Raw genomic sequence first — 25,875 nt, forward strand, 5'->3', positions numbered from 1 at the left:
CGCCGATTCGAGCAATTCGAACAACGGCTCGTCATGAGCGCCCAAGGAATCGCCGCCGATGCCCCGGACCTCAATCAGCTGATCGAAGAGATCGCGCCGCTCGTTGCGGAAACTTCCACCGGCGATATTGCAGAATCCACCAACGCCAACGACTACGGTTTCGACGGATCCGGTCAAACGATCGCAGTAATCGATTCGGGAATCGCCTGGGATCACGCGGCCCTTGGCGGCGGATACGGCTATGGAAACAAAGTCGTCGGCGGTTGGGACTTTGCCGAAAACGATGCTAATCCTTACGACGATGGCCCCGCAGGATTTCACGGGACGCACGTTGCTGGAATTGCAGCCGGCGACGGAAGCGACTTTCAGGGGGTTGCCCCCGGAGCCGATCTGGTCGGGCTTCGCGTGTTCAACGATTCTGGAGTCGGAAAAATTGAGTGGGTTGAGTCCGCTCTTCAATGGGTCAAAAACAATCTCGATTCGTTTGAAAACCCGATCACGACCGTCAACATGTCTCTCGGTGCCGACTGGCAGACCGAAACGGCCGCGGACTGGAACGTTATCAGCGACGAACTGGAAGCGCTCAAAAGTGAAGGCGTCTTTATTAGTGTCGCTGCTGGAAACGACTTCCAGGACTTCTTTTCAAAGACGCTCAGCTACCCGGCTGCAAATGAGAATGTAGTCGCTGTCGCCAGCCACGATGCCGACGGTCAGCTGAGCGATTTTAGCCAACGGGACGATCAAGTCCTGGTTGCTCCAGGTGAAAACATTCAAAGTTCCGTTCCCGATTATCTGTTCGGAACGCGCAAATCTGATCAGTTGCTTGGTGCCAGCGGAACCAGCATGGCGGCGCCCTACGTTGCCGGTGCCAGCGCCGTACTGCGTCAAGCCTACGGCGCGATGGGCTATGGCGAAGTTGATCAAGACACGCTCTATCAGACTTTCTGGGACACGTCGAACCAGATCTACGATTCAATCACCGAAACTACATTTCGGCAGCTCGATCTCGACGCGGCGATTGCCTCCATTGTCGAAAGCGTTGAAGCCAATGTAGAGGTGACTCGCGTTGGCACGCTCACGGGCGGTGAGTTGATTCGCGGTTCGATTTCACAGCCTGCCGAAGTTGATACTTTTCAATTTACGGCTGGAGCTCAGGGGCAAATCGAATTTACCTTCGAAGCCACCGATCAACTTGACCCGACGCTCAAAATTACCAACAGCGATGGGCAACGAGTCCAACTTCAACTCGATGGCGAGCGAGCCTATATCGATGTCGTCGCGGGCGAGACGTATCGCATGGAAGTTGCCAGCGAAAGCGGCACCGGTCACTATCAGATTTCGGCCGAGTTCCAAAAGGCGTCTCAGGCGACGGAGTTGGGCGTTGTCGATTCGCTCGAAGTCGTCGATTTCGTATCCGGCGATCGAACTTATTCGCTGACAGCCAGCAAAACGGGCCCGATGGCGTTCGGTTTTGCGACGGATTCGCTTTCAGGGACGATTGAAGTCTACGACGCGATGATGAATCGGCTGACCAGCCAGCAAGTTCAAGACGGGCGCGTCGACTTTCAGTTTGACGTCACCGAGGGCGAGTCGCTGACGGTTTTGTTGAAAGCCAGCGGTGAGGTCGAACTGGCGATCGACAATTTGCTCTCCATGCAGGACGGTCTGTTGACGGTAGACGGTACGGAAAAAGCTGACTCGTTCGTGGTCACCGACGACGATATGTTGCGAGTCGAAGTGAATGGAACCCGCTACAGTTTTCAGCATGCGGACGTATCATCGATCGTGATTCAAGGTGATGCAGAACAGGATTCGCTCCAGCTCAGCCTGAGCGAGCGCTACGAACGAACGGTCCTGCGTCAGAATCGAGTCGATGCATTTGACGGAGCAAACACGCTGCGAGCGATCGGATTTGAGACGATTGACGTTACAGGCGTTGGGACGCTGACGGTGGCGGGCTCGGAATCCGACGACCAAATTTACGGCAACTATGAAAGTATGTCGATCACGTCCGGGGCTGCACGGGCAACCGGACATGGGTTCGCGATGATGATCGCCGACGGAAAAGGCGGCAGTGACTCGATCCATTTGCAAGGCGACGACGGCAACGATGTCCTACACTCAAAGAATGACTACAGCGTTTTGCGCAGTGGCGACAACAGTTCACGATTGATTGCGATCAACTATGAGGAGCTCGTCGTTGACGGTTCGGACGGCCATGACACTGCCAACCTTTTTGGATCCGAAACGGACGACCAGTTGACGCTCGGCGAAGATTTAGTCGAAGTTAACAATGACCGGACAACGCTTTCCGCAACAGAGTTCGAAAGAGCGACTGCTTTCTCAGGAAACGGAAGCGACACCGTCGTGTTTACGGACTCCGAAGGCAATGACCGGTTCCTGTTCGCGGATGGAACGTCGCAGCTGATCACCGATGGTGTTAACATGGTGGCACATGACTTTACCCAGATCGTTGTCGATGCGACGGGTGGCTACGACGTCGCGCAGATCAGCGGTTCCGTCGCCAACGATCAGCTCAACGCAACTCGCGAACAAACGACATTTCGGGCTGGAATCACCGCGATCGAAATGAACCACTTCAGCCGCGTCAACGTCGTAGCGAACTTCCAGGGCTATGACTCTGCAGAGATTGTTGGGACTGACGGCGACGATCAGTTTATCGTCGACAGCACCAGCGGTTCCGTCATTTTCGACGGAGGAGCAATCGTGCGAACGGTGGGCTTTGGCGACGTCTCGTTCGCTGGAGGAGCCGGCTACGACACCAGCTTCCTGACCGGTTCTGTCGGCGCAGACGTGTTGGATGTGAATAGCGAACGTGCGATTTTCCGAACCGGCAAAATCCAAACCGTCGCTCGCGAAGTTGAATCAACCAGGCTCAACGGTGCAGGCGGAGGTGACGCTGTTTACCTTGACGATGTTCAGTCGCTGGACGTTATCGCGGCGATTGGCGATCGAGCCGTCGCTGTGTTGGAACAGCATCGGATCGAAGCCACTGAATTCGATTTCCTCGAAGCGTCTGCGGTCGACGGAGTCATCGCCACGTACGATATGGAACGCGTCGACTTCGAGGCCGTGTTGCGCGGTCAATGGCAGCAACGCTAGTCCACCATCAACAACCACGACGACGTCCCGCCGGACCGGAATTCAGGTCGCTCTAAACCGTGACCGCGTCTGTTTGGCGGCGAATCATTTCCGCGTAGTGGCCGTTGGCTGCGACCAGTTCGTCGTGAGTTCCTGACTCGATCAGTTCCCCATCATCGACCACGACGATCAGGTCCGCATGCGTAATCGTCGAAAGCCGGTGAGCGATCACAAACGTCGTGCGATCCTTCAACAGCTCTTCCATGGCGGCCTGAATCAGCTGTTCACTTTCGGTGTCGAGGTTGCTGGTCGCTTCATCCAGAATCAGAATTTTTGGATCCGCCAACAGGGCTCTGGCAATCGAAAGGCGCTGACGCTGACCGCCTGACAGCTTCACACCGCGTTCGCCGATCAGGGAATCGTAGCCTTCTTCCAGCTCGGCGATAAACTCGTGAGCATTCGCCTGTTTGGCAGCAGCCACGATTTGCTCGTGAGTCGCCCGCTTGTTTCCGTAAGCAATATTTTCGGAAACAGTGCCGTCGAACAGAAAGACTTCCTGCTGCACGACGCCCAGCAGTTCACGATAGGACTTCAGCTGATAGTCGCGCAAGTCGCGACCGTTGAGCAAGATCGAGCCCTGGGTTGGGTCGTAAAATCGGGCGACCAGATCAGTCACCGTAGTCTTGCCTGCGCCGCTTCGACCCACCAACGCGGTTACCGATCCACCGGCGACTTTCAGGTTGAAGTTCTTGATCACGTCCGTGCCTTCGTTGTACGCAAACCAAACGTCCTTAAGTTCGATCGATTCAATCGGCGGCGCGGCTTCGATCGCATCCGGCCTGTCCGGTTTGTCGATCGGCGATTCAAGGACTTCGAACACGCGTTCCATCGAAGCCAGTGAGCGCTGAAGTTCGGTCAGCGATTCGACGATTTGCCACACCGGGTTGAGCAGCATAAACACGTAGAACTGAAACGCCGTGATGTCTCCAATCGTTGCCTCGCCGCGGACAAACCAATAGCCTCCCAGCCATGTGATCACCACGCCGATCAGCCCCATCAACAAACCCCAGCAACTCCACAACAGGATCTCTCGGCTGGCCGCGAACATTCGCATCCGCGTGATCGTGTGATGGCCCAGCGTGTATTCTGTTTCCTCGCGGTGTTCGCCACCGAAGGCCCGCACGTCCCGGATTCCCTGAAAGGCTTCTCCGACGCGGCCGTCGACAAACGAAACATCCTTGCGGATCGCGCGGTAAACAGGCCGGATGCGACGAATGGCAATCATCGAAAGTGCCATGATCGGTGGGATGATTCCCAACGCGGCAATCGCCAGTTTCCAGTTGATGAATAGCAGAATCCCCATCGCCAGCAGCAATCGCAAAATTGCGACTCCTGGAGAAACGACCGCCATCTGCAACAGCCCAGTCGTTTTGTTGATGTCGTCGGTCAGCCTCGAAATGATTCCGCCGACTTTCATGTCCGACAACTGATCCAGAGGCAGCTTCAACAGTCGCTCAAACAGAGCACGTCGCAGGGTCAGGATCACTCGAACATTTAGCAATCGCTGAAACCAGGCTCGCGTCATCCCGCAGGCTCGGGTGGCAATCACGATGACCAGAAAGAGGCCTCCAACGATATTCAGCGACCAGATCTTTTCGGCGTTCGATTTGTCGGTCAGCAGAATCTGGTCAATGATATAGCGGCCGAACAGCGGCGAAGCGATCTCCAACACGGCGACCGTCACGGCCAACCCGATCAGAAACGCAACCATTTTCCAGTGCGGCCAAAGCTGCCGAATGTACTGCTTCAAATAGCCGCGACGCTTCTGTTTCTTCTCTTTTTTCTGATCCGGATCGAGCGACTCGGTTTCGTCCTTGTTCGAATCGTTCTCTTCGTCGTATTTGCTTTTCTGTTTGAACTCGCCCTTGCGGAATTTGTCTACGAACTCGGCAAAACGACCTTTGGATGTAGACAGACGATTCATGGAGGGATTGGCGGAACATCAGATAGCGAACGAGGAAGTTTATTGTTGGCGGACCGGATTAAGTTGGAAACGGCAAATTGCCAAAAGCCTTCAAATCACTCGCGACGCCGCGCGATCAGCCCACGCTGCGAGGACAAGCAGGACTGCGGAAGGTTCAGCAGCGTGGACATTTATCAGCTGGACACGTCGATAGCCATCGCTTTGATCGCCAACTCACCGGCGCGACGGCACGCCGGTCTTGTTAACATGATTAGTCAAGTCGAATGCCAATCGGCTCCACATCCATGCAAATGCAAAATTGAAATCTCAAACAATGAAGCTTATCAACCAACGTCGTTCCCTCGCGGCGATCGCAATCATGTTCACTTTTTGCATATCGGTCAGTGTTCTGATCGAGAATGCTTCTGGGTTCGAAGGCGCGAGAAAGGATGACGCGAGGAAACCAAACATCGTCATTTTGTATTCTGACGACGCCGGGTATGCCGACTTTGGATTTCAGCCGCAGTGTGCACCAGACATGCGTGAACTTACGCCGCACATTGACTCCATTGCCGCCGACGGAGTTCGTTTTTCAAACGCGTATATGTCCGGATCCGTCTGCTCACCTTCGAGAGCCGGGTTGATGACGGGCAGATATCAGGAACGCTTTGGTTTCGACAACAACCTTCCTCCGGGCACAAAATCCGGGTTGGATCGAAGCGAAAGTTTTGGCGCAAAGCGACTTCAGAAAATCGGATACAAAACTGGCTTGATCGGAAAGTGGCACCTCGGTTATCCCGCCGAATACCATCCCAATGAGCGAGGCTTTGACTGGTTCTACGGTTTGCTTCAGGGGTCACGACGCTATTTTCCAATCGAGAACGTCTCGCCGCATCGTGTCATTCTCGACAACAAAACGCCGACGAAAGAAGTAGGCTACGTAACCGATCGATTTGGCGATGCGGCTGTCCGTTTTATTGAGGAAAGCAAAGAGGAACCGTTTTTTCTCTTCGTTTCTTTCACGGCGCCACACTCTCCCAACGAGCCCAACAGGAATGACTTGCACCGCGTCGAGCACATCAAGAAAAAGCGGCGCAGGAATTATGCGGGGCTGGTCGTTTCCCTCGACGACAATGTTGGCAAAATTCTGGAGGCAATCAAAAGTAACGGGATCGAAAACGATACGCTCGTAATATTTACCAACGACAACGGCGGCCAGACTCTGACTGGCGCCAACAATGGTGAACTCAAAGGAAAGAAGGGAACGCTTTGGGAGGGTGGAGTTCGGGTTCCGTGGGCGATGAAAATGCCAGATACGATCGAACCGGGTACTGTTGTTGATGACCCAATCATATCGCTAGATATCTTGCCGTCCATTTTTGAATTGGCGGGTCACTCGGTGGAGGCTGATTGGAAGCTTGACGGACGGAGTTTCGTGCCTCTGATCAATGGCGACGCCAAAACTCTTCCAACGCGAACGCTCTACTGGCGTCAGGGCGGATCAAATGGCCCGATTGCATTACGCGAAGGCAATTGGAAACTGATTCACAATCGGCAGGAAACAGGATCCGCGGCTCAACTTTTCGACCTCAGCACCGACTTGGGTGAGACCACGGATCTGGCTGGAACGCGGCCAGAAGTTTTGAAATCGCTCAACAGAAAACTTGTCGATTGGGAAAGCGATCTTCAGCAACCGCTTTGGGGACGTGGCTCGCAAAGGACCATTTCGCAGCAACGTGACCGGAACTGACACGGAACCGTCTCAGTGCGTCTGTTGAACGCACAGTCAAAATCTTCGGTCCAACGGTTCGGTTAAAACGGTGGTTTGGACAAACCAGTCGCGTTTGGCGAAACCGTGTGCAGGAATTGGCCTCGCCTGCCGCAACGAGCCGAAAATGCGTTAAAATTTAACAGCCATTGTCCTCGGGTTTATCGAACATCCGATACTTGGTCACAGCCTTCGATCTGCGGTAATTTGCACGAATAACCATTTCCAAAAGTTAAAACTGCACCTAAGCCAATCTAGTACGAGAGCGTCTTGAACAAAAAATCCGTAACCATCACCGACATCGCCAAACGAGCCAACGTCTCCAAAAGCACCGTGTCACGTGTCATTAATAATTCGACGCCAGTGAATCCGGAAAAGCGCGACGCCGTCCTGGCTGCGATGAAGGAGCTACACTTCGAGCCCAATATTTTTGCGAGAGGACTCGCCAGCGGGCAGTCCAGAACGATCGGAGTCATGACGCAGAATATTGGTAGTCCGTTTTACGACGCGATCTCGCAAGGCATTCTCACCAGCCTCGCCACAACGGACTACTCGCCGATTTTCGCTGACGGTCGCTGGCGCGCCGAAACAGGAATCGCTGCCGCGGAAACCTTGTTGGGGCGAATGGTTGACGGTTTGATTGTTGTCGGAAGTCGATTGCCCGAAGACGAACTCGATGAGTTGAAGGATCGCGTTCCGACGCTGATCGTGGGCCGCGAGATCGATGGCTGGGAGAACCTCTGTCTGTTTCTCGACAACGAGCGTGCCGGCTACGAAGCAACGAAGCTCTTGATAGGCCTCGGGCACAAACAAATCGTTCACATCTCGGGCATCGAAGACCATCAGGATGCCATTCGGCGCAAAGCTGGTTACCGTCGGGCTCTCGAAGAAGCCGGCTTGCCGGTGGATCCGGAATTGATCTGCGATGGTGAATTTGATGGTGATTCAGGCGTGAACGCAATCGAAAATTTGCTCAATAAGGGAATCAAGTTCACGGCCGTGTTTGCCGCCAATGACATGACCGCTTTGGGAGCGCGGTTGGCGCTCTACCGTCGCGGCATTCGCGTACCCGAAGACGTCTCGATTGTCGGCTTTGACGATCAAGCCGAATCCGCGTTCTTCACACCACCATTGACGACAGTCAAGCAGCCAGCCAATGAAATGGGAGTTGCTGCGGCTGTCGCGATGATCAAACTGATCGCGGACGAAGAATACAAACTGCCGAACCTTGAGTCCAAAGTCGTTGTCCGCGAGTCAACTATGGCCCGAGATTAGGTCTGTGAAACGATTCGCAGCCAGAGTGTCGAGCTTGTTTTTCACTGTATCTGCTGCATTTCAGCCGAATTCCATTTGGCTCGAACTTGACTGCGATTGATCCGGATCTAGAATCGAACGGCTCTACTTTTCCCGTTGAAAGAATTTCATTGCGTCCTGATTCGTCAAATATTGCCCGATGGTTAGCGATTTTCTCGCTGCTGTTGAGTAATGCACTGACGCTGACGCACTTTCATGCAGACGATGACTGCTGCGGTGTCGAGCATTCGCACCAGCATGTTTCGGCTTCGATGGCCGGGCTGGAGTTGCTCCCGAAAGGTGACGTTGATTGTTCCGACTGCGGTTCGCTGCCGCACGAGCATGAACACTCACCTGCCGATGATCACGACCATGACTCGTGCTCTATCTGCCGCATGGTCTACGAGCACGCGGTCGAGACGGTCGAATTTGCGATTGTCGAATCGGACGAGCGTTCTTTTGATTTCATTCCATCCGTGTTTCAGGTTCCTGAGCTTGAAACGGTTTCCGGGTATTTGACGCGAGGACCACCTGCGCTCGATGCGTAGTGTTCTCAATCAACGTCATCCCTCCCGGAACCCCCTTCAATGAAATCTTCAACTCAGTTGCGCCGTGGTTTTACACTTGTAGAGCTGCTGGTCGTGATCGCAATCATCGGAATTCTTATCGGCATGCTTCTTCCTGCAGTTCAGCAGGTCCGCGAAGCCGCTCGCCGCATTCAATGTGCCAACAACGTCCGCCAGCTTGGGCTTGCCGTGATGAACTATGAAAGTGCTCATATGCACTTCCCTTCGGGCTGGCGAACGGAGAGCGAATTCTTGCCGCTGGCCGAACCCGGCTGGGGCTGGTCAGCAGAGATCCTGCCATTCATTGAAAGCAGCAACGTCCATCGCCAGATCGATTTTCGCCTGGCCGTTGATGACCATGACCACGAAGACATCATTCAATCTGTCATTCCGGTCTACCTCTGCCCTTCGGATCCCGCCGAAGACGTCCAGAACATGGATGTCCACATCGACGAAGATGACCACGACCATGACTTCCCGCACGACGATGGCGATGATGACGACGATCACGACCACGGCGGAGAACTGCTGGCTGGAAGAAGCAACTACTCCGGCATGTTTGGCAGTGGCGAGTTGGACGAGTATCTCGGATCCGGAAACGGAGCTTTCTTTGCCAACAGCGAACTTCCGATCGCGCGATTTACCGATGGCACGAGCAATACGATCATCATTGGCGAACGAACCAATGAGCACGGGCCGATCTCCTGGGTAGGTCTGATCCCTGAATTGGATGCACCGGCGGCTCGCATCGTCGGCGCCGCCGATCACCCGTTGTCTGACGACCATGGCCATCTGGAAGATTTTGCCAGCCACCATCCGGGCGGAATCAACGTCGTGCTTGGCGATGGTTCAACGCATTTCGTCGATCGCAGTATCTCGTTGGAAGTCTACCAGGCGTTGGCCACACGTGCCGGCGGCGAAGTCGCGAACATTGGCAACGCCAACTAGTTTGACTGTTGAAGGCCAGCGTCAGTTTCCCTGATTTGCCAATCGCGGATTCTGTTCGCCGGTGACTTCGACCAGTTTTTGACGAAACAGCTCGCAAAGTGACTGAAGCTCTTCGACCGAAAGCTGCTCGGTCCGAGCATCCTCTCTGAGCCCTGCTTCGGCCAGTACTTCATCGACCTGAGGTTTGGACAGCTGACCTTTGAAAGCCGCGACAGCCACGCTTCGCATGAACTTCCTGCGGTGAAAGAACATCGCGCGAACGAACGCGTAAAAGAAATCGATGTCCGGGACCGCAGCCGCCTTTTCCGGCCGGTGCACGATCTTGAGAATCGCAGAATCCACTTTTGGTCGCGGCCAGAATACGTGTGGCGGCATAACGCGGACCAGTTCGGGATCGGCCATGCTTTGCACCCAAACGCTCAGCGATCCATAGTCCTTCGAGCCTGGTTTGGCCGTGATTCGGTCGGCCAGTTCCTTTTGGATAGTTACGCTCATCGTTGCCGGAATCACTTCGCTACGCAGCAGGTTCGCGATGATCGGTGTCGCCACGTTGTAGGGCAGATTTGCGGCGAGCTTGAAAACGCGGCTGGAGTCTGCTGCCAGCGCCTTCTTGATCGCATCGATCACCCGGTCGTCGAACTGGTTCTTGTTCTTCAAAGCGTCCTGTTTGAGCATTTCGATATTGTCGAAAGCCTCAAGCTCTTCCGAGGCCATCTGATACAGATAGCCATCGATTTCAACGGTAATTACATGAGCCGCCTTCTGGGCCAGCATGCCTGTCAGCGATCCCATTCCGGTGCCGATTTCCAGAACGACGTCGTTCTTGCCAAGGTCCGCAGATTTGGCGATCATCTGAATCAGGTTCAAGTCAACCAGGAAGTTCTGTCCATGTCGCTTGTTCGGGTTCAAGCCGACTTCTTCGAATCGGCGCGACAAATAGGACACTGTTTGGCGATTGACCTTTTTGCCTTCGCCTTCCTTTTCGTCAGCAGCGTCGGCAATTTCCTTGATGCTCGGTGGAAGCGGTTCGCCCGTGATGACGGCTTTGGCACGCTCGGCAATCGCCTTTTTGTCTTCCAGAACCTTGCGAGCGCGAGCCCACGGATCGTTCTCTTCGTTTGAAGGATTGTCAGTTTCGTTTGAGTTGTTGCTGGACATACTTGGCCAATAAATCAGTTTCAATGTTCACCTGGTCGCCGACGTTTCTCGATCCCAGCGTGGTGACTTCCAAAGTATGCGGGATGAGAGCGACGCTGAATCGGTCATCGAGGACCTCAACCAGCGTCAGGCTAATTCCATCGATCGCGACCGAGCCCTTGTTCGCCATTTGACGAGTCAATTCGGTCGGTACTTCGAACCAGAACGTGGACCACTGTCCATCGTCGATCCGCTGAGCGACCTTGCCGACGGCGTCGACATGACCCGTGACGTAGTGACCACCCATGCGATCACCAACGGCGAGACTACGCTCAAGATTGACAGGATCGCCGGGTTTCAACGGACCCAGATTCGTTTTGGAAAGCGTCTCTGAGCCAGCCTGAAAAGTCAGTTCCTGATCGTCCATTTTCACGACCGTCAGGCAGCAACCGTTGACGCAGATGCTATCACCGATTGTAGCGTTTTGGCTGCAAATTTCAGCTCGAATGGTCAAATCCGAGGTTTCTCCTTCGGCAACAGCGGACTTTGAGACCGAGACGACGGTTCCTCTTTCTTCAACGAGGCCTGTAAACAATGGAACGACTCCAGCAGATAGGGCGACAGAGTCCTGACCGTAGCGTGAGGCGAATTTCTGAGAAGGCTGAAAATACTCGCAGCGCATAAAAAATGAAGGGTTCCAGCTCGCCGCTACCGGAACCCTTCTAAAGTTGGCTGTCCGATTGGGAACAAGTTCCTGCTCGGAGACCCACAGCCAATAGTGGTATCGACTTTCCGAGGGCATCCATGAACTAAAAGAATCAACATGGTGCTTAGTCCGCAAAACGGGAAAAGTCAGATGTTAAACTTTGTCGTTGGTAGGGCTTGAGACGGTCAATCGAAGCTCCTGGCAGGATGAAAATCGCTGCGAACATTTAAACAGGCTTTGCGATTCCGACCCGGAAGTAGTTCCGAAGCATCGCAGCCTCGTGTAAGATTGTCGAAATCTGTTTCAGATTCTGCATCTCAGGGAACCTTCAGGCATCACAACATGAACGCAAGTGAGTCTCAAGTCGCCAAACTTGCTTTGGAGGACGGCACTGTATTCACCGGACTTTCTTTCGGAGCCGCCGGAACGACGACCGGCGAAGTCATCTTTAATACTTCCATGACCGGTTATCAGGAAATTCTGACTGACCCAAGTTACTGCGGACAGATCATCACGATGACCTATCCGGAAATCGGTAACTACGGCGTCAACCCGGAAGACGTCGAAAGCAAACGGCCTCACCTGAGCGGCTTTGTCGTTCGCAACGTCAGTGAGATCGCAAGTAATTTTCGCGCGAACGAGACTTTAGACGAATACCTCAAGAAGATGGGAATTGTCGGCATCTCGAACATCGACACACGAGCCCTGGTTCGTCGCACCCGTTCGCTAGGAGCCATGAAAGGAGCCATCTCAACGGAAACGCTTGACGATGAAGCTCTTGTACAAATCGCCAAAGACAGCCCCGGTCTGGTAGGGCGTGACCTGGTGAAAGAAGTCCTGCCCGATCAACCTCTGGATTGGGACGGGCAGCTGAGCGATTGGTGGGACCTTCGCCGCGATGAACATTCCAGCGACGTAGAAAAAGTTAAAGTCGTGGCGATTGACTTTGGCATGAAGCAAAACATTGCTCGCCACCTCGTGGATCAGGGGTTCAGCGTCCGCATTCTTCCGGGAACCTGTACGGCGGAAGAAGTCCTTGCTTGCGAACCCGATGGAATCTTTCTTTCCAACGGTCCTGGCGACCCGGAAGCGTTGGACTATGCAGTCCAAATGATTCAGGGCATCTTGGGGAAGGTCCCTGTGTTCGGGATTTGCCTTGGCCATCAATTGTTGGCTCTGGCTTGCGGAGCAAAGACTTACAAACTCAAGTTTGGCCACCGCGGTGCCAACCAACCGGTTCAGGAGGTTTCCACCGGTAAGATCGAAATCACGTCACAGAATCATGGGTTTTGCGTCGATCCGGATTCGCTGCCGGATTGCCTTGAGGTCACGCATTACAACCTCAACGACAATACGATCGCGGGCGTGAAGCACAAAACGATGCCGGCATTCAGCGTTCAGTATCATCCGGAGGCATCTGCTGGCCCGCACGATAGCCAATACCTGTTTCGACGGTTTCGGGAAATGCTGCAGGGCGATTCGGTTGCACAATAGCAGCGTTGATTGCCTCAGAAAAACGTGGATTTGACGCCCTTGGGGTGCACTTCACGTGTGGCGATGAGCGATGAATGCGGATTGACCGCGAATTTGGCTACGGCGGATCGTGGCCGCCTTTGCAAAACGGCTGGCAGCGGACGATTCGCCAAGCCGTTTTCCAACCGCCTTTGATTGCACCGTACTTTTTGAATGCTTCGATCGCGTAGGCACTGCATGTCGGTTGGAATCGGCATACGCCGGGCAGCAGAGGGCTGATTGCGATCTGGTAAGAGCGAACCAGCCCGATCAGGCAAAGTCGTGGCCACCGCCAAATCCAATTCAGAATCATGGCTGGTCTTCCAGGCAATTTTGGCGATCGCGGTTGACGCTCAGTTTCAAAACGTCGGGTCGCGAATAGTGGCCGGAGATATCAAAGTTCTGACGCTCGCGGAGGACTTCGCGATAGTCCAACTCGGCAATCAGGAGATCTTCTCTGTCGCATACTGGCTCAACAATCCAGTCTCCGTTGGGAGCCGCAATGCAGGAGCCCCCGTCGCTGATGATCTCATTCTCGAATGAATCGAGGACCAGATCCCGATGCGGAAAATCGTCAGGCACATCTGACTTTCGTAGCAACCCTGAAACCGAAAGCACATACGACCTTGATTCGATGGCGATGAAGCGTGTGATGTCGATCGTGTTTCGTTTAGCTCCAGGCCAGACCGCAACGTGCAGGTTTTCTCCCATCCCATGCAGCGCCGTACGCGGCAACGGCATCCAGTTCTCCCAGCAGTTCAATCCGCCTAGCGTAAACGGTCCGATTGGAAAAACCTCCAGGCCGTTTCCGTCTCCTGAACCCCACGCCAATCGCTCTTCATATGTCGGCACCAGTTTTCGATGGGCGTTGCGAACCTCGCCGTTTGCTTCAATGAAAATCAGCGAACAGTATCCCGTGTGCCCGCCTCGGTCGGAACCCAGTTCGTAGCATCCGAGCATTACTGCGATGCCGCGCGATTTTGCGATTTCACAGATTGGCTGCAAATCACCACGCTGCAAATCGACGGCCGCACCGAGATAATGAGCATGGAGGTCTTTTTGGATATCGCATTCGAACTTCGACCCGTGCGTCGAGCTCAGCCAAAACGGGTATCCTGGCAACAGCGTTTCACCGAACGCAACCAGCGAGCATGCTGCGTCCGCGGCTTGTAACACGTAGTCGCAGATTTTCGCCGTGGTTTTCTTCCGGTCGAGCCAGACGGGTGCGATTTGCGCGAGCCCGACTTTTAGCGTTTCTGACAATTTAGCGCTTCTTTCCTGATTGGCCCAGTGTGTACACGATTGCGAACGCGCTGATCAAGCCGAGTGTCAACCAAACGAAGTCCAAGGCTTTGAAGCGTGTTCTGAGACTGCTCCAGAAAGTCCCATCGGACTCGAAACGATCAATTACTTCGCCAAAACCATCGCTCAGTTCGTCGAACACTTCCTGGTTAATCTGCGGATCCCAACTGGGATACTTTTCTTGTGCCTTCGCGATCATCGTATCGATCTCGTCCTGATCAAGCTTCAGCAGTTCAGCATTGACGACCGCCTTGAGCTCATTCTCCAGTTCCTGCTGAGCCTCGTAGTCATATTCTTCGTCTTCATCGTAGTCAAACGCATCGTCGTAGATTCCCTTGAGCTCGATGTTGATCGTAGATTTGGCTTTTGCTTTCAGGTGATCAGGAATGTCGCCTGACTCCGCCATCGCGTCCAGCATCACCAGGAACTCGTGTTGCACGGGAGTCCACGAAGGATGATTGATTCTCGCGCTACGGATCGCGTCTTTCCGCTCCTGATCATCCATCGCGACGTATTTTTCCAGCACCAGTTCTCTTAGCTTTTCGCCGCGTTCGTCCATTTCGTTTCGCGTCGTATTGCGGAAATATTCCTCGTCATAGTCGCTGTCGAGCTTCGCCAACTCTGAGCGTGCATGAGCCAGCAAACCTTCGTCCTCGATCTGTTCGTTGACTAACATCGAGTCCATGATCGCATCGTAGTGCCATGGTTGGTCCATCCACTCCGGATGCGCCTCGCGAACTTTCTCAAGTATCGCTTGTTGTTCTTCGTCCGACATTTCGCGGACCACTTCGCGAACTTTTTTGTCCAGTTCAATTTCGGTTTCCCATTCCATCTCGTCGTACTCGATGCTCGTGGAATAGTCTTCGTTCGAAAAGAAAGACTTGATCTTCATCTCGGCAAGGTCTTTCTCATCGCCTTCAAATTCGCCGTTGCTATTCATTTCTTCCATCACGCCGATCGAAACGCCCGTATCCGGGATCATCGACATGCCGAACTGCTGAATGGAACTCATCCCCGAGACCACGAACATGATGACCCATGCGGAAACCAGTCGGCCGAATAACATGCAAAGAAGTGCTCCGGCCGTAGTCGCCAGGCAAAACCGGAGCGAAGGGTTTCTGGCGATCAAGCCCGCGATGCAACCAACGACCGCTCCGATCGCCCACGCAAAAATCTGGGCGCCGGTTCCAAAGAAGCTCGCAAGCACGCCCCAGATCAACGCCAGGAACAATCCGACACCGACGGCAGCAAACCACGCTCCGATCGATCGCCCGGTCGAAGGCTCCATTTTGGAAGACGTCTGGTAGGACGGATCGTAGCCGTAGCCATCTTTCGGTGCGTCAACCTGTGTCGCGTACGGCGAAGCGGAAGCTGAAGAAGCAATCGCCGGGTTCACCGGCAATCCACCAGACATGCCGACCGGTGTCGCCGTCACGGGCGCGGCCACGTCCGCAGTTCTGCCAGTGGGTCGCGGAGCAATCGGTGCCTTTGCTGAAGAGATCTGATCCAGCACGTGACCACAGGCTCCGCACATGCTGTCCGACGGATTAAACAGCTCAGTTTGGCAGCTGGGGCAAACCGGATTGGCAGGCGCTTTGGGAACGTGAGCCATGGTGGCTTCGAATACCGGATTGGCGGGCGAAGTAGCTGTCGGAATCTTCGGTTCCGCGTTTGGAACACGAGTCGCATTCTCGCAAGCAGGGCATTTGATCAATCGCCCCGCATACTTTTCGTCGACGCCGATCGCTTTCTGGCATCCGGAACAGTTGAACTTGATCATGAAAATCTCGACGCTCGTTATCGGAAAGTGGGCAGCTTACTATAAACGATCCCACCGCGCGGTTCCAACTTCAACCCAACAACGTGGCGGTTCGTACCACGCTCTTCAGGTTCGACAAGCTTAACGGATGCAATCAAGTGCCCGATTTCGTTTCCGTCTGCACATTAGCGAGAGTGCGGAGAGGAAAACCAGTGCGGCACCAGATGGTTCAGGAACTGAAACGACGATATTGTCGACGGCAAAGTAGGCCGGTGTGTTGAGCCCGAACATTCCAACGTCAGATCCATCGAAACGAAAGCCCAGCCGATTCGCGTTGAGCGAACTCACGTCGACGCTGGTCCAGTCATCCAAAACGTAGTCCAGGGAATTGTCGGCGAATCGATAGTCAGCCAGAAAGAATTCGAGGCTCGCGATTTCGCTGCCCGTCGCGTCGAGAGACAGGATGTCGATTTTGAAGAAGTCGGGATCGTTTCCTGTCGCTCCGCCAAACTGTTTCGCGAACGCGTCGCCGTTAAGCATCGAGAGTGCTGAATAGGTCGTGTTGGTGATCGAGAATCCTTCGATCGTTCGTCCGTCGACCGAAAGAATTTCCGGAATGGAGCCCGCGAATCCGTTAAACGCAACCGCGTAGGTTGCGGAGTTCGAATCGCCGATTCCGGTGAACGCGCTGTACTGGTTCCCAAATCCTGGCGTGGTGTTGTCCGTTTGATTTGAGTACGACCATCCTGCCCAGGAATCTCCAAAACCCGCGTCAGGTGTGTAGGTGTTATTGAAAGACAGTGTTCCGGATTGAAATCCCCCTGCCCCATCGGAACCGTTGTAAAAACTCTCCGTCGCGAGGTTCGCGCCCACGTCCTCCAGATCGACAACGGATTGTGCAGCCGACGGCGTCGAGCCAGCAAGGACAAACGCTGCGACAACGAAGGCCGCGAAATTGTAAAAGTTTCTCATGGTGTGTACTCAAAAGTCGTGATTGGTTTCCCCACCCGCTCGCGTGCACAATGCAGCGAGAACTTCCAGGGAAACCGTCTGGTTAAGAAAATGAACGCTTCCGTCGGCCAATGAAACGTTCGCTCCGTCGGGATGTCGTGAGCGAATGTCATTTTCGAAAGCCGGAGCCTGATTGATTGGAAATGCCTGATCAAAAATGTTGCGGCCATTGATCCATTGGCCGTCGCTGAAATCACTGTCTTCGGCAACGATGATTGTGTGTGAAGATCCGTCCCGAATGTCGCGATGCGAATACGATTGGCCGTAGACCATCAGCCCTTTCGGTGGATTGTTTGGTCCGGAAATCCGCTCTCCATACATGCCGCCATAGTCGCACGGCCCGCGGCCATCAGAAAGTTCGGTTCCGCGCAGGCTCGACGGGCAAACGAAGACCGCGATGATGGACTCAGCGGCCGCCACATTGGATTGGCTGTCGAACCCGTCTGTAAAATCGATTCGTTCGAAGACGTTGTTCTGGTCGAGAAATGGCAACAGAAAAGCGCTCCATGCAATCTGCGTTTCATCCGGCGTCCACGAACTTCTCCAGCCCGTCCCGCCGACGGGAAACTCCTGATGAGCAGAATGGTAGTTCTGCAGCGCAAGGCCAATTTGTTTCAGATTGTTCAGGCATGTTATTCGTCGTGCAGATTCGCGGACCGATTGCACAGCGGGCAGCAGCAGCCCGATCAAAATGCCGACGATCGAAATGACGACCAGCAATTCCACCAGCGTGAACGCGCAGCGCGAATGCGCAGCCGACCGTGCGGCAAATGCGCACCGAGAGCGCATCGATTTCCGTTGTCGAAAATGACAGAACAAAACAATCCCCTGACGTGATGCTCCCTCGCACATCGCGATCAATGTTTGACGGCTGGCAGGTATTCTGGCTTCCGAGAATCAAAGCCCGCCTTCTCACCGGCAGGCCGGCAATGGCAATGAATGGACTTTGAGCAAACTCAGTTACAGCGGGCGGGGCCGCGCCGGATTCACACCGGCTTCCCTCTAACAGCCAGGCAGAAGCAGGGCTGTCACCAATCGTCTTGAGGCGAAAGTATAGCCAACCCAGCCAAAGGAAACAGCCATATTTGCATTCGGCGAAAGGAATCGCTCCAATATTCAATTCCGTAAGTCGAAAGAACTACAAACCGTTGCATCATCTATCACTGACGTTCCATGATCCGCTTTTTCGGTAGTCAGAACAAAGACGAACTGGAGTCCTCCGGGCTTGAGGCATCCGATGCGCGTCTGCGAAATGTCGAGTGGAAAGTCAACCTGATCCTTGCCATCGTTGCGATTCAGCTTGTACTGACTGTTCTGCTGATGGTGCGGGCTTATCTGATCCCCTCAACGACCACGATCGTCCTCGTAAGCGTTGCTTTGATTGCAGCGATCTGGTTCTTTCGCAAACAGATACCGGCCTTGGTCAAACGGATGTTGGTTCGTCAGTTCGTCGGAGAAGATTCGCTCACGAAGAAGTCTTCACGGTCGAACTCTGAAGATTCGATCAAGTAGCAGGATTCGACCGCAGTCTTGCTCTCAAGGCTTTCATTGCCCGCCATAAGCCGCAATAATGCAGGCGACACAATGGATTATATGAAAGTCTAAAATGAAAAATGCGGTAGCGCTGATTCTCGGCGGTGGTCGGGGGACTCGACTGGCACCACTCACTTCGATTCGTTCAAAACCGGCAGTTCCGTTGGGAGGCATGTACCGCCTGATCGACATTCCGATTTCCAATTGCCTCAACAGTGGAATCAATCGCGTTTTCGTGCTGACCCAGTTCATGTCTGTCAGTCTGCACAACCACATCAACAACGCCTACCAGTTCGACAACTTTAGCGGAGGTTTCGTCGAACTGTTGGCCGCTCAGGAAACGCCTTCCGCGGGAAGCGACTGGTATCAGGGAACCGCGGATGCCGTCCGCAAGAACTTGATCTACTTCAACCAATCCGACATTGAATACGTCGTGATCCTGTCTGGCGATCAACTGTACCGGATGGACTACAGCAAGTTGATCGAAACGCATATTGCGAAAGGAGCCGACGTCACCATCGCCTGCCTGCCGGTGACGCGCGAAGACGCCAAAGGCTTCGGCATCATGCAACTCGACGATCACGGCCGAGTTTCCGGGTTTGTTGAGAAACCACAAACTGATGAAGCGATGGACGCGGTTCGCACCGATCCGGATTGGATTCGAACCCAGGGCATTGATCCCGAAGGCCGCGATTGCCTCGCGAGCATGGGAATCTATGTGTTCGGGCGTGAGCTGTTGAACAAATTGCTTGAGGGCAGCACGTACACCGATTTTGGGAAAGAAGTCTTTCCTGAAACCATCAAGAATTTCAAAGTCTACACGCATCTGTTCGATGACTATTGGGAAGACATCGGAACGATTCGCTCGTTTTACGAAGCCAACCTCAATCTGGCGAGTGAGAAACCTTCCTTTCAAATGGTGCAAGGCAACCGTCCGATTTATACGCACGCACGCTTCTTGCCGCCGACGAAAATGGGAGACGCGTCCGTCAAGAGCAGCCTGATTTCAGTTGGCTGTGAAATTGGCGACGGTGTAGAGATTGAAAACAGCGTCATCGGGCTGCGGACAAAGATCGCTCCCGGAGTCAAAATCAAGAACTCAATCATCATGGGCGCGGCGTATTATAACTCGGAACGTCCGGCTGAAGTCGACACTGAAATTCCGCTCGGAATCGGTGAAGGCACGGTGATTGACGGAGCCATCATCGACCTCGATTGCCGAATTGGAAAGAACGTTCGCATCATCAATGGAAAGAATCGTATGGAGACTTCGTTGGATCATCCAACGTGTGTGATTCGCGATGGGATTCCGATTCTGATCAAGAAATCGATCTTGCCTGACGATTGGACGCTGGACGACGAAGTTTAATTTGGCTCAACGACTTACTGGATGGAAATTGCAACATGATCGTCGACGCACATCATCATTTATGGGACCGATCGATGGCCCAGTTCGACCACTCCTGGCAGGAGTCGGACGAACACAAGCCGATCTGTAAATCGTTTTTGCCGGCTGATCTGGAACCGCATTTAAAAGCCAGGGGCGTCGACAAAACAGTCTTTGTGCAAACTCAGCACAATGTCGCGGAAAACGATTGGGTTCTGGGACTCTGTGAGGAGAATGATTGGCTGGCCGGAGTCGTCGGTTGGGTCGATCTGGCCAGTGACGAGTGTGAGGCTCAGATCGAGAAATACAAGTCGAATGAGAAGTTCCTTGGCGTGCGGCACATCACGCAAGCCGAACCGGATGATGACTTTATCGTCAGCGATCCGATTTTGAAGGGGCTTTCGCTTCTTGAAAAACACGATGTAGCGTTTGATTTGCTGTTCTTCGTCAAGCATCTGAAGCACGGCGCGACGGTCGCTCAAAAGTTTCCCAACCTGCGTTTGGTGATCGACCATTTGGCCAAGCCCGTGATCAAAAACGCGGACTTGAATGTCTGGAAAGACGATCTAATCGCGGCCGCGAAATGCCCGAACGTTTATTGCAAGCTTTCCGGGATGGTGACCGAGGCCGATTGGCAAAACTGGAAGCCAGCGGATTTAAAACCTTACGTCGATTTGGCGCTGGAGCATTTTGGCCCCGAGCGTTGCATGTTCGGCAGCGACTGGCCGGTTTGCGAATTGGCTGCGACGTACGAAGAAGTCTTCGACGCGTTGGTCGATTGCATCGGCGGTCTTTCGGAGGACGAAAAGTCACACGTGCTTGGCCAAACCGCGATCGAGTTCTATCGTTTGAAGGTGTGATCGAGCTGAGTTTTGCATCTCAGGTGGCATAGGCTTCCAGCCTGTGTCTGCATGTCTTCACGACATCTGCTCTCATCCGCAACTGAGATGCGATGTTGGCTGCGATGTAAAACATGTTTCGTCACGAGCCTCAAATTCCCTTGGCGATCCTGTCCTGCGGTTCGAAAGCACCCCTACATTCCAAACTTTTCGAAAGCATCCATGTTCTGGCGATCCGTCGGTCGATCCGTCCTTTTCAAACTTCCCGCCGAATGGACGCATCATTTTTCCATGGGAACGTTCGCGGGTCTCTCGTCCCTGCCTGCCATCCCGTCTCTGATTCGGTCGCAATACACAGTCAACGATCCGAAGCTCAAAACGGAATGCTTCGGCCTGTCGTTTTCCAATCCGGTGGGGCTTGCTGCCGGTTTTGACAAGGACGCTAAATGGTTTCCGGAGCTGGCCAATCTTGGCTTCAGTCACATCGAAGTCGGGACGCTCACCGGTCAGGCTCAACCCGGAAATCCCAAGCCGCGATTGTTTCGCTTGCCGGCCGACCAGGCGATCATCAATCGAATGGGCTTCAATAACGAAGGTGCTGATGCGGCCGCGAAACGCCTGGCCAGCACTCCGAAGGCTCGGGCAAGCGACGTGTTGGGAATCAACATTGGCAAAACAAAAGTAGTCCCCGTCGACGAAGCGACCGACGACTATTTGTTCAGCTTCGAACGATTGTTTTCCTATGCGGATTACTTCACGATCAACGTGAGCTCGCCGAACACGCCGGGGTTGCGTGAGCTTCAGAATCGCGAACCGTTGATCAAGTTGCTCAACGCGTTGCAGGACCTGAACGCTCAGCTTGCTGCGGATCATGAGATCGCCCGCAAGCCGATTCTGCTGAAGATTGCTCCGGACCTTGGCGACGGTCAGCTTGAAGACATCGTTTCAATTGTCAAGGAAACGAAACTGAGCGGTTTGATCGCCACGAACACGACGATTGCTCGTGATGGACTGAAATCGCCATCCGCCACGGTGGAAGGAATCGGCAACGGCGGACTTTCGGGGGCTCCGTTGACGGTCCGTAGCCGCGAGATCGTATCGCGTGCATTTAAGCTTGCCGACGGATCCTTCCCGATCATCGGCGTCGGCGGCATCATGAACGGCGACGATGCATGGGAGATGATTTGCTCCGGGGCTTCGTTGGTTCAGATCTACACCGGCTTCATCTACGGCGGTCCATCGATCGTAAAGGAAATCAACAAAACGATTTTGCGTCGACTGAACGAGTCAGGCTTGAACAGCGTTGCGGAAGCCGTGGGGCGTAATGCAAATTGAATTAAGCCACAGAGACCACCGAGGACACAGAGATTTTGTGCTGCTGGTCTGCACAGGTCGAGGAAATTCAAGCCAGACAAGATAGCTATGATTGTCTATCGCAGTCATTTGCATGTCCTCTGTGCTCTCGGTGACCTCTGTGGCTAAAAACTTAGTCTCTCAGCTTTTGTCGCTAAAGCGAAATGCGTTTGATCCCATCAACTAATCGCTTCTCGCCAAAGTTTAGAAGCAAAGCTCGTGAAAGACTGGTCGCCTTCAGGTAGGACAATGTCTGAGCGATTGCGACGTCAGGTAACTTGCTCACTGCCTTGAGTTCAAGAACCAGCTCTTCATTGACGAGAACGTCGACCTTCTGACCTTTAATAAGTTTGTCTTTATAAACGACATCGACTTCGACTTGCCGCTGGTGAGCGATGCTCCTTAGTTTTAATTCCCAGCAAAGAGCTTCTTCGTAGATTGATTCCAGCAGACCGGGCCCAAGAATTCGATGCACTTCGATCGCCGCGCCGATCACCCTTTGAGTCAACTCGTCGCTCATGTTTTCAGGCGCTTCCTTTGGTTGTAGGGCTGCGACTATTAAGCCACAGAGACCACGGAGGGTTCGTACTGCAGGTCCGCACAGATCGAGGAAGTTCAAGCCGGAAGACAAGATTGCCTCTGCACGCATTCGCATGTCCTCCGTGCTCTCTGAGGCTAAAACCAACAGCCCGCAGTGTTCGTCTCTACGGCTTTCGTTTCTTCGCGCTCTTTCGATCCGGGCGATAGCCTTCGCCTGGAGCAAACCGCGATTGCTTTCGCTTGCCTTTTGACTTGCTGCCTTTCTTCTTCCCGCCCGGGCCGTCGATCTGATGCACGTAGCGGCCCTGGAACTGCTTGCCCGCGCTCTTGCGACGATGCTCAATCGCTTCTTTGGGTGGCTTGGCCGGAATCAGACAGTCGCAACCATTGCCAATCAAATCCTGGCGACCGGAAGCCTTGAGTGCTTTCGCGACCTCGAAGTAATTCTCCGGTTTAAAGAACTGCATCAGAGCCCGCTGAGCGTTTCGGTCCTTCAGCTTCTTTGCGATGAAGACCGGTTTCTTGGTGAACGGATCCATCTCCGTGTAGTACATGCAAGTCGCGACATCGAGCGGAGCAGGAATGAAGTCCTGAACCTGATCCGGTTTGTAACCGTTGCGTTTGAGGAACACCGCCAACTCGATCATCGATTCGATGTTGCTGCCCGGATGACTGGAGATGAAATACGGCACAATGTACTGCTTCTTCCCTGCCTTCTTTGACTCCTTGCGAAACTCGTTCGAGAACCGGGCAAACTCATCGATGCCCGGTTTCTTCATGTTGTTCAAAACTTTATCGTCCGCATGTTCCGGGGCGACTTTCAGCAGGCCGCCGACATGATGTTCGGTCAACTCCTTCATGTACTCAGGGCTGCGGCGAGCAAGGTCCATGCGAATTCCGCTGGCGACCAGAACCTTCTTCACGCCTTTGACTTCACGCGACTCCTTCATGATCTGAATCAGCTCGCTGTGATCGGTGCCCAGCAGTTTGCAGATTTTCGGATGCACGCAGGACTGACGTCGGCAGATCGCTTCCACTTCCGGTTTGGTGCACTGCATCTGATACATGTTCGCAGTCGGACCGCCGATGTCGCTGACCGTGCCTTTGAACTTTGGATCCGCAGCCATCGTTTCGATCTCGCCAATGATCGACTCCTTGCTACGCGACTGAATCGTACGGCCCTGATGCGCCGTGATTGAACAGAAAGTGCAACCGCCGAAGCAGCCTCGCATGATCGTGACTGAATCCTTGATCATCGTGAATGCAGGAATCGGTTCCTTGTAGGCCGGATGCGGGGCACGTGTGTACGGCAAGCCGTAGATCGCATCCATAGCTTCCTGAGAAATCGGAAACGACGGTGGATTGACGACGACCGTCTGCGTTCCGTGCACCTGAGTCAATCGTTTCGCGTTGTAAGGATTCGTTTCCTGGTGAATGATTCGTGTCGCGTCCGCGAAAGCGACCTTGTCCGTTTTGACTTCTTCGAACGACGGAATCGCGATCGTGTCATCGCCAACAGGCGTTTCTTCGCTGGCCCCAAGCGTATACGCAACGCCGCGCATGTCGCGAAGATCCTTGACGGATTCACCGGCGTCGAGTCGCCGCGCCATTTCGACGATCGGGTTCTCTCCCATGCCGAAGCAAACCAAATCGGCTTTGGAGTCCAGCAAGATCGACTTCCGAACATTGTCGCCCCAGAAATCGTAGTGGGCCAACCGGCGAAGCGATGCTTCAACGCCGCCTGCGATAACAGGGACGCCTTTGAAGGCTTCACGGGCACGATGGCAATACGAAAGCGTCGCCCGATCCGGACGTAAACCGATTCGTCCGCCCGGCGAATACGCATCGCTGTTGCGGACTTTGCGATTCGCCGTGTAGTGGTTGATCATCGAGTCCATGTTGCCGCCGCTGATCGCGAAAAACAATCGCGGCCGGCCAAACTCGCGCCACGCATCGCAGTTCGTCCAATCCGGTTGCGACACGATGCCGACTCGGAAACCGGCGGCTTCGAGAGTTCGGCCAAGAATCGACATGGCGAATGAAGGATGGTCGATGTAGGCGTCGCCAGTAACGAAGACGATATCGATTTCGTCCCAACCGCGTTTTTTGGCTTCCTTCATCGACATCGGAAGCCAGCGACTTCCGGCCGGCGTCGGCACAGCGGTCCCATTGAGCACCTCAAGGCGTGCACAGGCTTTTTTGGCGGTTACGATGGGGAGTTCCGTGGCCATAATTTCAACAAAATCGGGATGAATGATCAGCGGTGATTATATCGCAAACAGAAAAATCTTCGTTGTGAAAAAGGCCACGAATCGGTTTCGGGACTGGGACAATGTCAGCTTACGAAGCCGATCGGCCCTACAATGCCGACATCCACGACAAATGAACGCACTCATCAACAGTCAAACTCAGGCCTGTGCCTCGACGTCGCCCATGGGTACCAGCAGCGAATCAGAGCCGCATATCGTTTTCATCCACGGGATTGCCGCACCGCGGATCGTGTTTCTGTATTTGAAATGGTACGTCGCCAGGCATGGATTCTCGTCGCGGATGTACGGCTATCGCAGCGTTTTCAAATCAATTCCCGATCACGCCGACAAGTTTACCGAACTGCTCCAACAGATCGATAGTGATCCGTCGATCAATCAGTTCCATATCGTCGCTCACAGCATGGGAGGCGTTGTGACTCGTCAGGCGTTGTTGAAGTTTCGCCCAAGGAAACTCGGACGGTTCCTGATGCTGGCGACTCCGAATCGCGGGTCGGCAGCGGCACGAAAACTTTCAGGAAGTATCTTTCGTTTCTCAAAGACACTGAAGCAAATTTCGGACGAAGAAGACAGCTACGTCCGACAGCTTGAGTTTCCCGATGGCGTCGAGGCAGGAGCAATTCACGCGGATGTGGATCGCGTCGTGACTCGTGAAAGTAGCCGGCCTGCTGAAGACGTGCCGTTTTGCGAAATCGCCAGCGGACACAACGATTTGCTGTTCCGCAAAGCAACTGGGGATGCAGTGGTTCAGTTTTTGAAAACTGGAACGTTCGCTTAGGCGATGCTACTCCGGCTTCGAGACGGATACGAACGCGAGTCAAATCTCGAGTGAAGATGGCAGGATTGGAAAGATGTTGCGGCTGGGATCGGCCATGGCGCTGCCGCGGGT

General features: G+C 53.9%; 21 protein-coding genes and 1 riboswitch. Of the genes, 11 read left to right on the forward strand and 10 right to left on the reverse strand.

The features are described 5' to 3' along the window. The first annotated feature begins 33 nt into the window (after positions 1–33). Positions 34–3,123, forward strand: a complete 3,090-nt coding sequence (locus MFFC18_RS03785; protein WP_157665183.1) for a S8 family peptidase — start codon at positions 34–36, stop codon at positions 3,121–3,123. A 52-nt stretch (positions 3,124–3,175) separates the two neighbouring features. On the opposite strand, the gene MFFC18_RS03790 is transcribed toward MFFC18_RS03785, so the two are convergent. Then, positions 3,176–5,086 carry an ABC transporter ATP-binding protein gene (locus tag MFFC18_RS03790; RefSeq protein ID WP_075085130.1) on the reverse strand — a complete coding sequence of 637 codons (1,911 nt, stop codon included), beginning with the start codon at positions 5,084–5,086 and terminating at the stop codon, positions 3,176–3,178. A gap of 313 nt (positions 5,087–5,399) precedes the next feature. Here MFFC18_RS03790 and MFFC18_RS03795 point away from each other — a divergent pair, with 313 nt between their 5' ends. The 4 genes from MFFC18_RS03795 to MFFC18_RS03810 all read left to right on the forward strand — a co-directional run bounded on the left by MFFC18_RS03795 (position 5,400) and on the right by MFFC18_RS03810 (position 9,640). Then, the gene (locus tag MFFC18_RS03795) at positions 5,400–6,815 is read left to right on the forward strand and encodes a sulfatase-like hydrolase/transferase (protein WP_075085129.1); all 1,416 of its coding nucleotides are present in this window, start codon (positions 5,400–5,402) and stop codon (positions 6,813–6,815) included. Positions 6,816–7,103: 288 nt separating this feature from the next. Then, on the forward strand, positions 7,104–8,108 hold the full coding sequence (locus MFFC18_RS03800) for a LacI family DNA-binding transcriptional regulator (RefSeq protein ID WP_075085128.1): 1,005 nt from the start codon (positions 7,104–7,106) through the stop codon (positions 8,106–8,108). Positions 8,109–8,311: 203 nt separating this feature from the next. Further along, entirely contained in the window at positions 8,312–8,674 is a 363-nt protein-coding gene (locus MFFC18_RS03805) for a hypothetical protein (RefSeq protein WP_210421384.1), read from the forward strand. A gap of 39 nt (positions 8,675–8,713) precedes the next feature. Next, positions 8,714–9,640: a DUF1559 domain-containing protein gene (locus MFFC18_RS03810; protein ID WP_075085126.1), complete on the forward strand. Its 927-nt coding sequence runs from the start codon at positions 8,714–8,716 to the stop codon at positions 9,638–9,640. A 21-nt stretch (positions 9,641–9,661) separates the two neighbouring features. Here MFFC18_RS03810 and rsmA read toward each other — a convergent pair whose 3' ends face one another. After that, positions 9,662–10,798, reverse strand: coding sequence for a 16S rRNA (adenine(1518)-N(6)/adenine(1519)-N(6))-dimethyltransferase RsmA (gene rsmA, locus MFFC18_RS03815; protein WP_084417201.1), 1,137 nt, complete (start codon positions 10,796–10,798; stop codon positions 9,662–9,664). After that, a complete protein-coding gene (locus MFFC18_RS03820) occupies positions 10,770–11,372 on the reverse strand; it encodes a riboflavin synthase (RefSeq protein ID WP_075085327.1) in 603 nt (200 codons plus the stop codon). The genes rsmA and MFFC18_RS03820 overlap by 29 nt, the downstream gene beginning before the upstream one ends. 453 nt (positions 11,373–11,825) lie before the next feature. Here MFFC18_RS03820 and carA point away from each other — a divergent pair, with 453 nt between their 5' ends. Continuing rightward, a complete protein-coding gene (carA, locus tag MFFC18_RS03825; protein ID WP_075085125.1) occupies positions 11,826–12,977 on the forward strand; it encodes a glutamine-hydrolyzing carbamoyl-phosphate synthase small subunit in 1,152 nt (383 codons plus the stop codon). 97 nt (positions 12,978–13,074) lie between these two features. Here carA and yidD read toward each other — a convergent pair whose 3' ends face one another. The 5 genes from yidD to MFFC18_RS03850 form a co-directional block, all read right to left on the reverse strand. Next, a complete protein-coding gene (gene yidD, locus MFFC18_RS03830; RefSeq protein WP_075085124.1) occupies positions 13,075–13,308 on the reverse strand; it encodes a membrane protein insertion efficiency factor YidD in 234 nt (77 codons plus the stop codon). Continuing rightward, the gene (locus tag MFFC18_RS03835; protein ID WP_075085123.1) at positions 13,305–14,258 is read right to left on the reverse strand and encodes a carbon-nitrogen hydrolase family protein; all 954 of its coding nucleotides are present in this window, start codon (positions 14,256–14,258) and stop codon (positions 13,305–13,307) included. The genes yidD and MFFC18_RS03835 overlap by 4 nt, the downstream gene beginning before the upstream one ends. Position 14,259: 1 nt before the next feature. Next, the gene (locus MFFC18_RS03840) at positions 14,260–16,077 is read right to left on the reverse strand and encodes an MFS transporter (protein WP_148618622.1); all 1,818 of its coding nucleotides are present in this window, start codon (positions 16,075–16,077) and stop codon (positions 14,260–14,262) included. Positions 16,078–16,197: 120 nt separating this feature from the next. Beyond that, positions 16,198–17,028 carry a DUF4465 domain-containing protein gene (locus tag MFFC18_RS03845; protein ID WP_075085120.1) on the reverse strand — a complete coding sequence of 277 codons (831 nt, stop codon included), beginning with the start codon at positions 17,026–17,028 and terminating at the stop codon, positions 16,198–16,200. Positions 17,029–17,037: 9 nt separating this feature from the next. Further along, on the reverse strand, positions 17,038–17,856 hold the full coding sequence (locus MFFC18_RS03850) for a DUF1559 domain-containing protein (protein ID WP_075085119.1): 819 nt from the start codon (positions 17,854–17,856) through the stop codon (positions 17,038–17,040). Positions 17,857–17,923: 67 nt separating this feature from the next. Then, positions 17,924–18,118: riboswitch (cobalamin riboswitch) on the reverse strand. A 122-nt stretch (positions 18,119–18,240) separates the two neighbouring features. Here MFFC18_RS03850 and MFFC18_RS03855 point away from each other — a divergent pair. From MFFC18_RS03855 to MFFC18_RS03870, 4 genes are all read left to right on the forward strand, one after another. Continuing rightward, positions 18,241–18,579: a hypothetical protein gene (locus MFFC18_RS03855; RefSeq protein ID WP_075085118.1), complete on the forward strand. Its 339-nt coding sequence runs from the start codon at positions 18,241–18,243 to the stop codon at positions 18,577–18,579. Positions 18,580–18,673: 94 nt separating this feature from the next. Then, positions 18,674–19,969: a glucose-1-phosphate adenylyltransferase gene (locus MFFC18_RS03860; protein WP_075085117.1), complete on the forward strand. Its 1,296-nt coding sequence runs from the start codon at positions 18,674–18,676 to the stop codon at positions 19,967–19,969. Positions 19,970–20,004: 35 nt separating this feature from the next. Continuing rightward, positions 20,005–20,847: an amidohydrolase family protein gene (locus tag MFFC18_RS03865; RefSeq protein ID WP_075085116.1), complete on the forward strand. Its 843-nt coding sequence runs from the start codon at positions 20,005–20,007 to the stop codon at positions 20,845–20,847. A gap of 201 nt (positions 20,848–21,048) precedes the next feature. Further along, positions 21,049–22,161 (forward strand): quinone-dependent dihydroorotate dehydrogenase, encoded by a 1,113-nt coding sequence (locus tag MFFC18_RS03870; RefSeq protein WP_075085115.1) that lies wholly within the window; start codon positions 21,049–21,051, stop codon positions 22,159–22,161. Between the two features lie 172 nt (positions 22,162–22,333). Here MFFC18_RS03870 and MFFC18_RS03875 read toward each other — a convergent pair whose 3' ends face one another. Continuing rightward, on the reverse strand, positions 22,334–22,699 hold the full coding sequence (locus tag MFFC18_RS03875; protein ID WP_075085114.1) for a GxxExxY protein: 366 nt from the start codon (positions 22,697–22,699) through the stop codon (positions 22,334–22,336). A gap of 184 nt (positions 22,700–22,883) precedes the next feature. Beyond that, positions 22,884–24,950 carry a YgiQ family radical SAM protein gene (locus tag MFFC18_RS03880; protein ID WP_084417200.1) on the reverse strand — a complete coding sequence of 689 codons (2,067 nt, stop codon included), beginning with the start codon at positions 24,948–24,950 and terminating at the stop codon, positions 22,884–22,886. 151 nt (positions 24,951–25,101) lie between these two features. On the opposite strand from MFFC18_RS03880, the gene MFFC18_RS03885 reads away from it, so the two are divergent. Next, complete coding sequence (locus MFFC18_RS03885) at positions 25,102–25,764, forward strand: esterase/lipase family protein (protein WP_157665182.1); 663 nt, start codon at positions 25,102–25,104, stop codon at positions 25,762–25,764. Positions 25,765–25,875: the final 111 nt, after the last annotated feature.

The organism is Mariniblastus fucicola, assembly GCF_008087665.1.
Taxonomy (GTDB): Bacteria; Planctomycetota; Planctomycetia; order Pirellulales; family Pirellulaceae; genus Mariniblastus; species Mariniblastus fucicola.

What these genes read in the sequence shown, in the direction of transcription:
- MFFC18_RS03785 (WP_157665183.1), top strand. Translation starts at nt 34, where the DNA reads ATGAGCGCCCAAGGAATCGCCGCCGATGCCCCGGACCTCAATCAGCTG.
- MFFC18_RS03790 (WP_075085130.1), bottom strand. Translation starts at nt 5,086, where the DNA reads ATGAATCGTCTGTCTACATCCAAAGGTCGTTTTGCCGAGTTCGTAGAC.
- MFFC18_RS03795 (WP_075085129.1), top strand. Translation starts at nt 5,400, where the DNA reads ATGAAGCTTATCAACCAACGTCGTTCCCTCGCGGCGATCGCAATCATG.
- MFFC18_RS03810 (WP_075085126.1), top strand. Translation starts at nt 8,714, where the DNA reads ATGAAATCTTCAACTCAGTTGCGCCGTGGTTTTACACTTGTAGAGCTG.
- rsmA (WP_084417201.1), bottom strand. Translation starts at nt 10,798, where the DNA reads ATGTCCAGCAACAACTCAAACGAAACTGACAATCCTTCAAACGAAGAG.
- carA (WP_075085125.1), top strand. Translation starts at nt 11,826, where the DNA reads ATGAACGCAAGTGAGTCTCAAGTCGCCAAACTTGCTTTGGAGGACGGC.
- yidD (WP_075085124.1), bottom strand. Translation starts at nt 13,308, where the DNA reads ATGATTCTGAATTGGATTTGGCGGTGGCCACGACTTTGCCTGATCGGG.
- MFFC18_RS03840 (WP_148618622.1), bottom strand. Translation starts at nt 16,077, where the DNA reads ATGATCAAGTTCAACTGTTCCGGATGCCAGAAAGCGATCGGCGTCGAC.
- MFFC18_RS03845 (WP_075085120.1), bottom strand. Translation starts at nt 17,028, where the DNA reads ATGAGAAACTTTTACAATTTCGCGGCCTTCGTTGTCGCAGCGTTTGTC.
- MFFC18_RS03850 (WP_075085119.1), bottom strand. Translation starts at nt 17,856, where the DNA reads ATGCGCTCTCGGTGCGCATTTGCCGCACGGTCGGCTGCGCATTCGCGC.
- MFFC18_RS03855 (WP_075085118.1), top strand. Translation starts at nt 18,241, where the DNA reads ATGATCCGCTTTTTCGGTAGTCAGAACAAAGACGAACTGGAGTCCTCC.
- MFFC18_RS03860 (WP_075085117.1), top strand. Translation starts at nt 18,674, where the DNA reads ATGAAAAATGCGGTAGCGCTGATTCTCGGCGGTGGTCGGGGGACTCGA.
- MFFC18_RS03865 (WP_075085116.1), top strand. Translation starts at nt 20,005, where the DNA reads ATGATCGTCGACGCACATCATCATTTATGGGACCGATCGATGGCCCAG.
- MFFC18_RS03870 (WP_075085115.1), top strand. Translation starts at nt 21,049, where the DNA reads ATGTTCTGGCGATCCGTCGGTCGATCCGTCCTTTTCAAACTTCCCGCC.
- MFFC18_RS03875 (WP_075085114.1), bottom strand. Translation starts at nt 22,699, where the DNA reads ATGAGCGACGAGTTGACTCAAAGGGTGATCGGCGCGGCGATCGAAGTG.
- MFFC18_RS03880 (WP_084417200.1), bottom strand. Translation starts at nt 24,950, where the DNA reads ATGGCCACGGAACTCCCCATCGTAACCGCCAAAAAAGCCTGTGCACGC.
- MFFC18_RS03885 (WP_157665182.1), top strand. Translation starts at nt 25,102, where the DNA reads ATGAACGCACTCATCAACAGTCAAACTCAGGCCTGTGCCTCGACGTCG.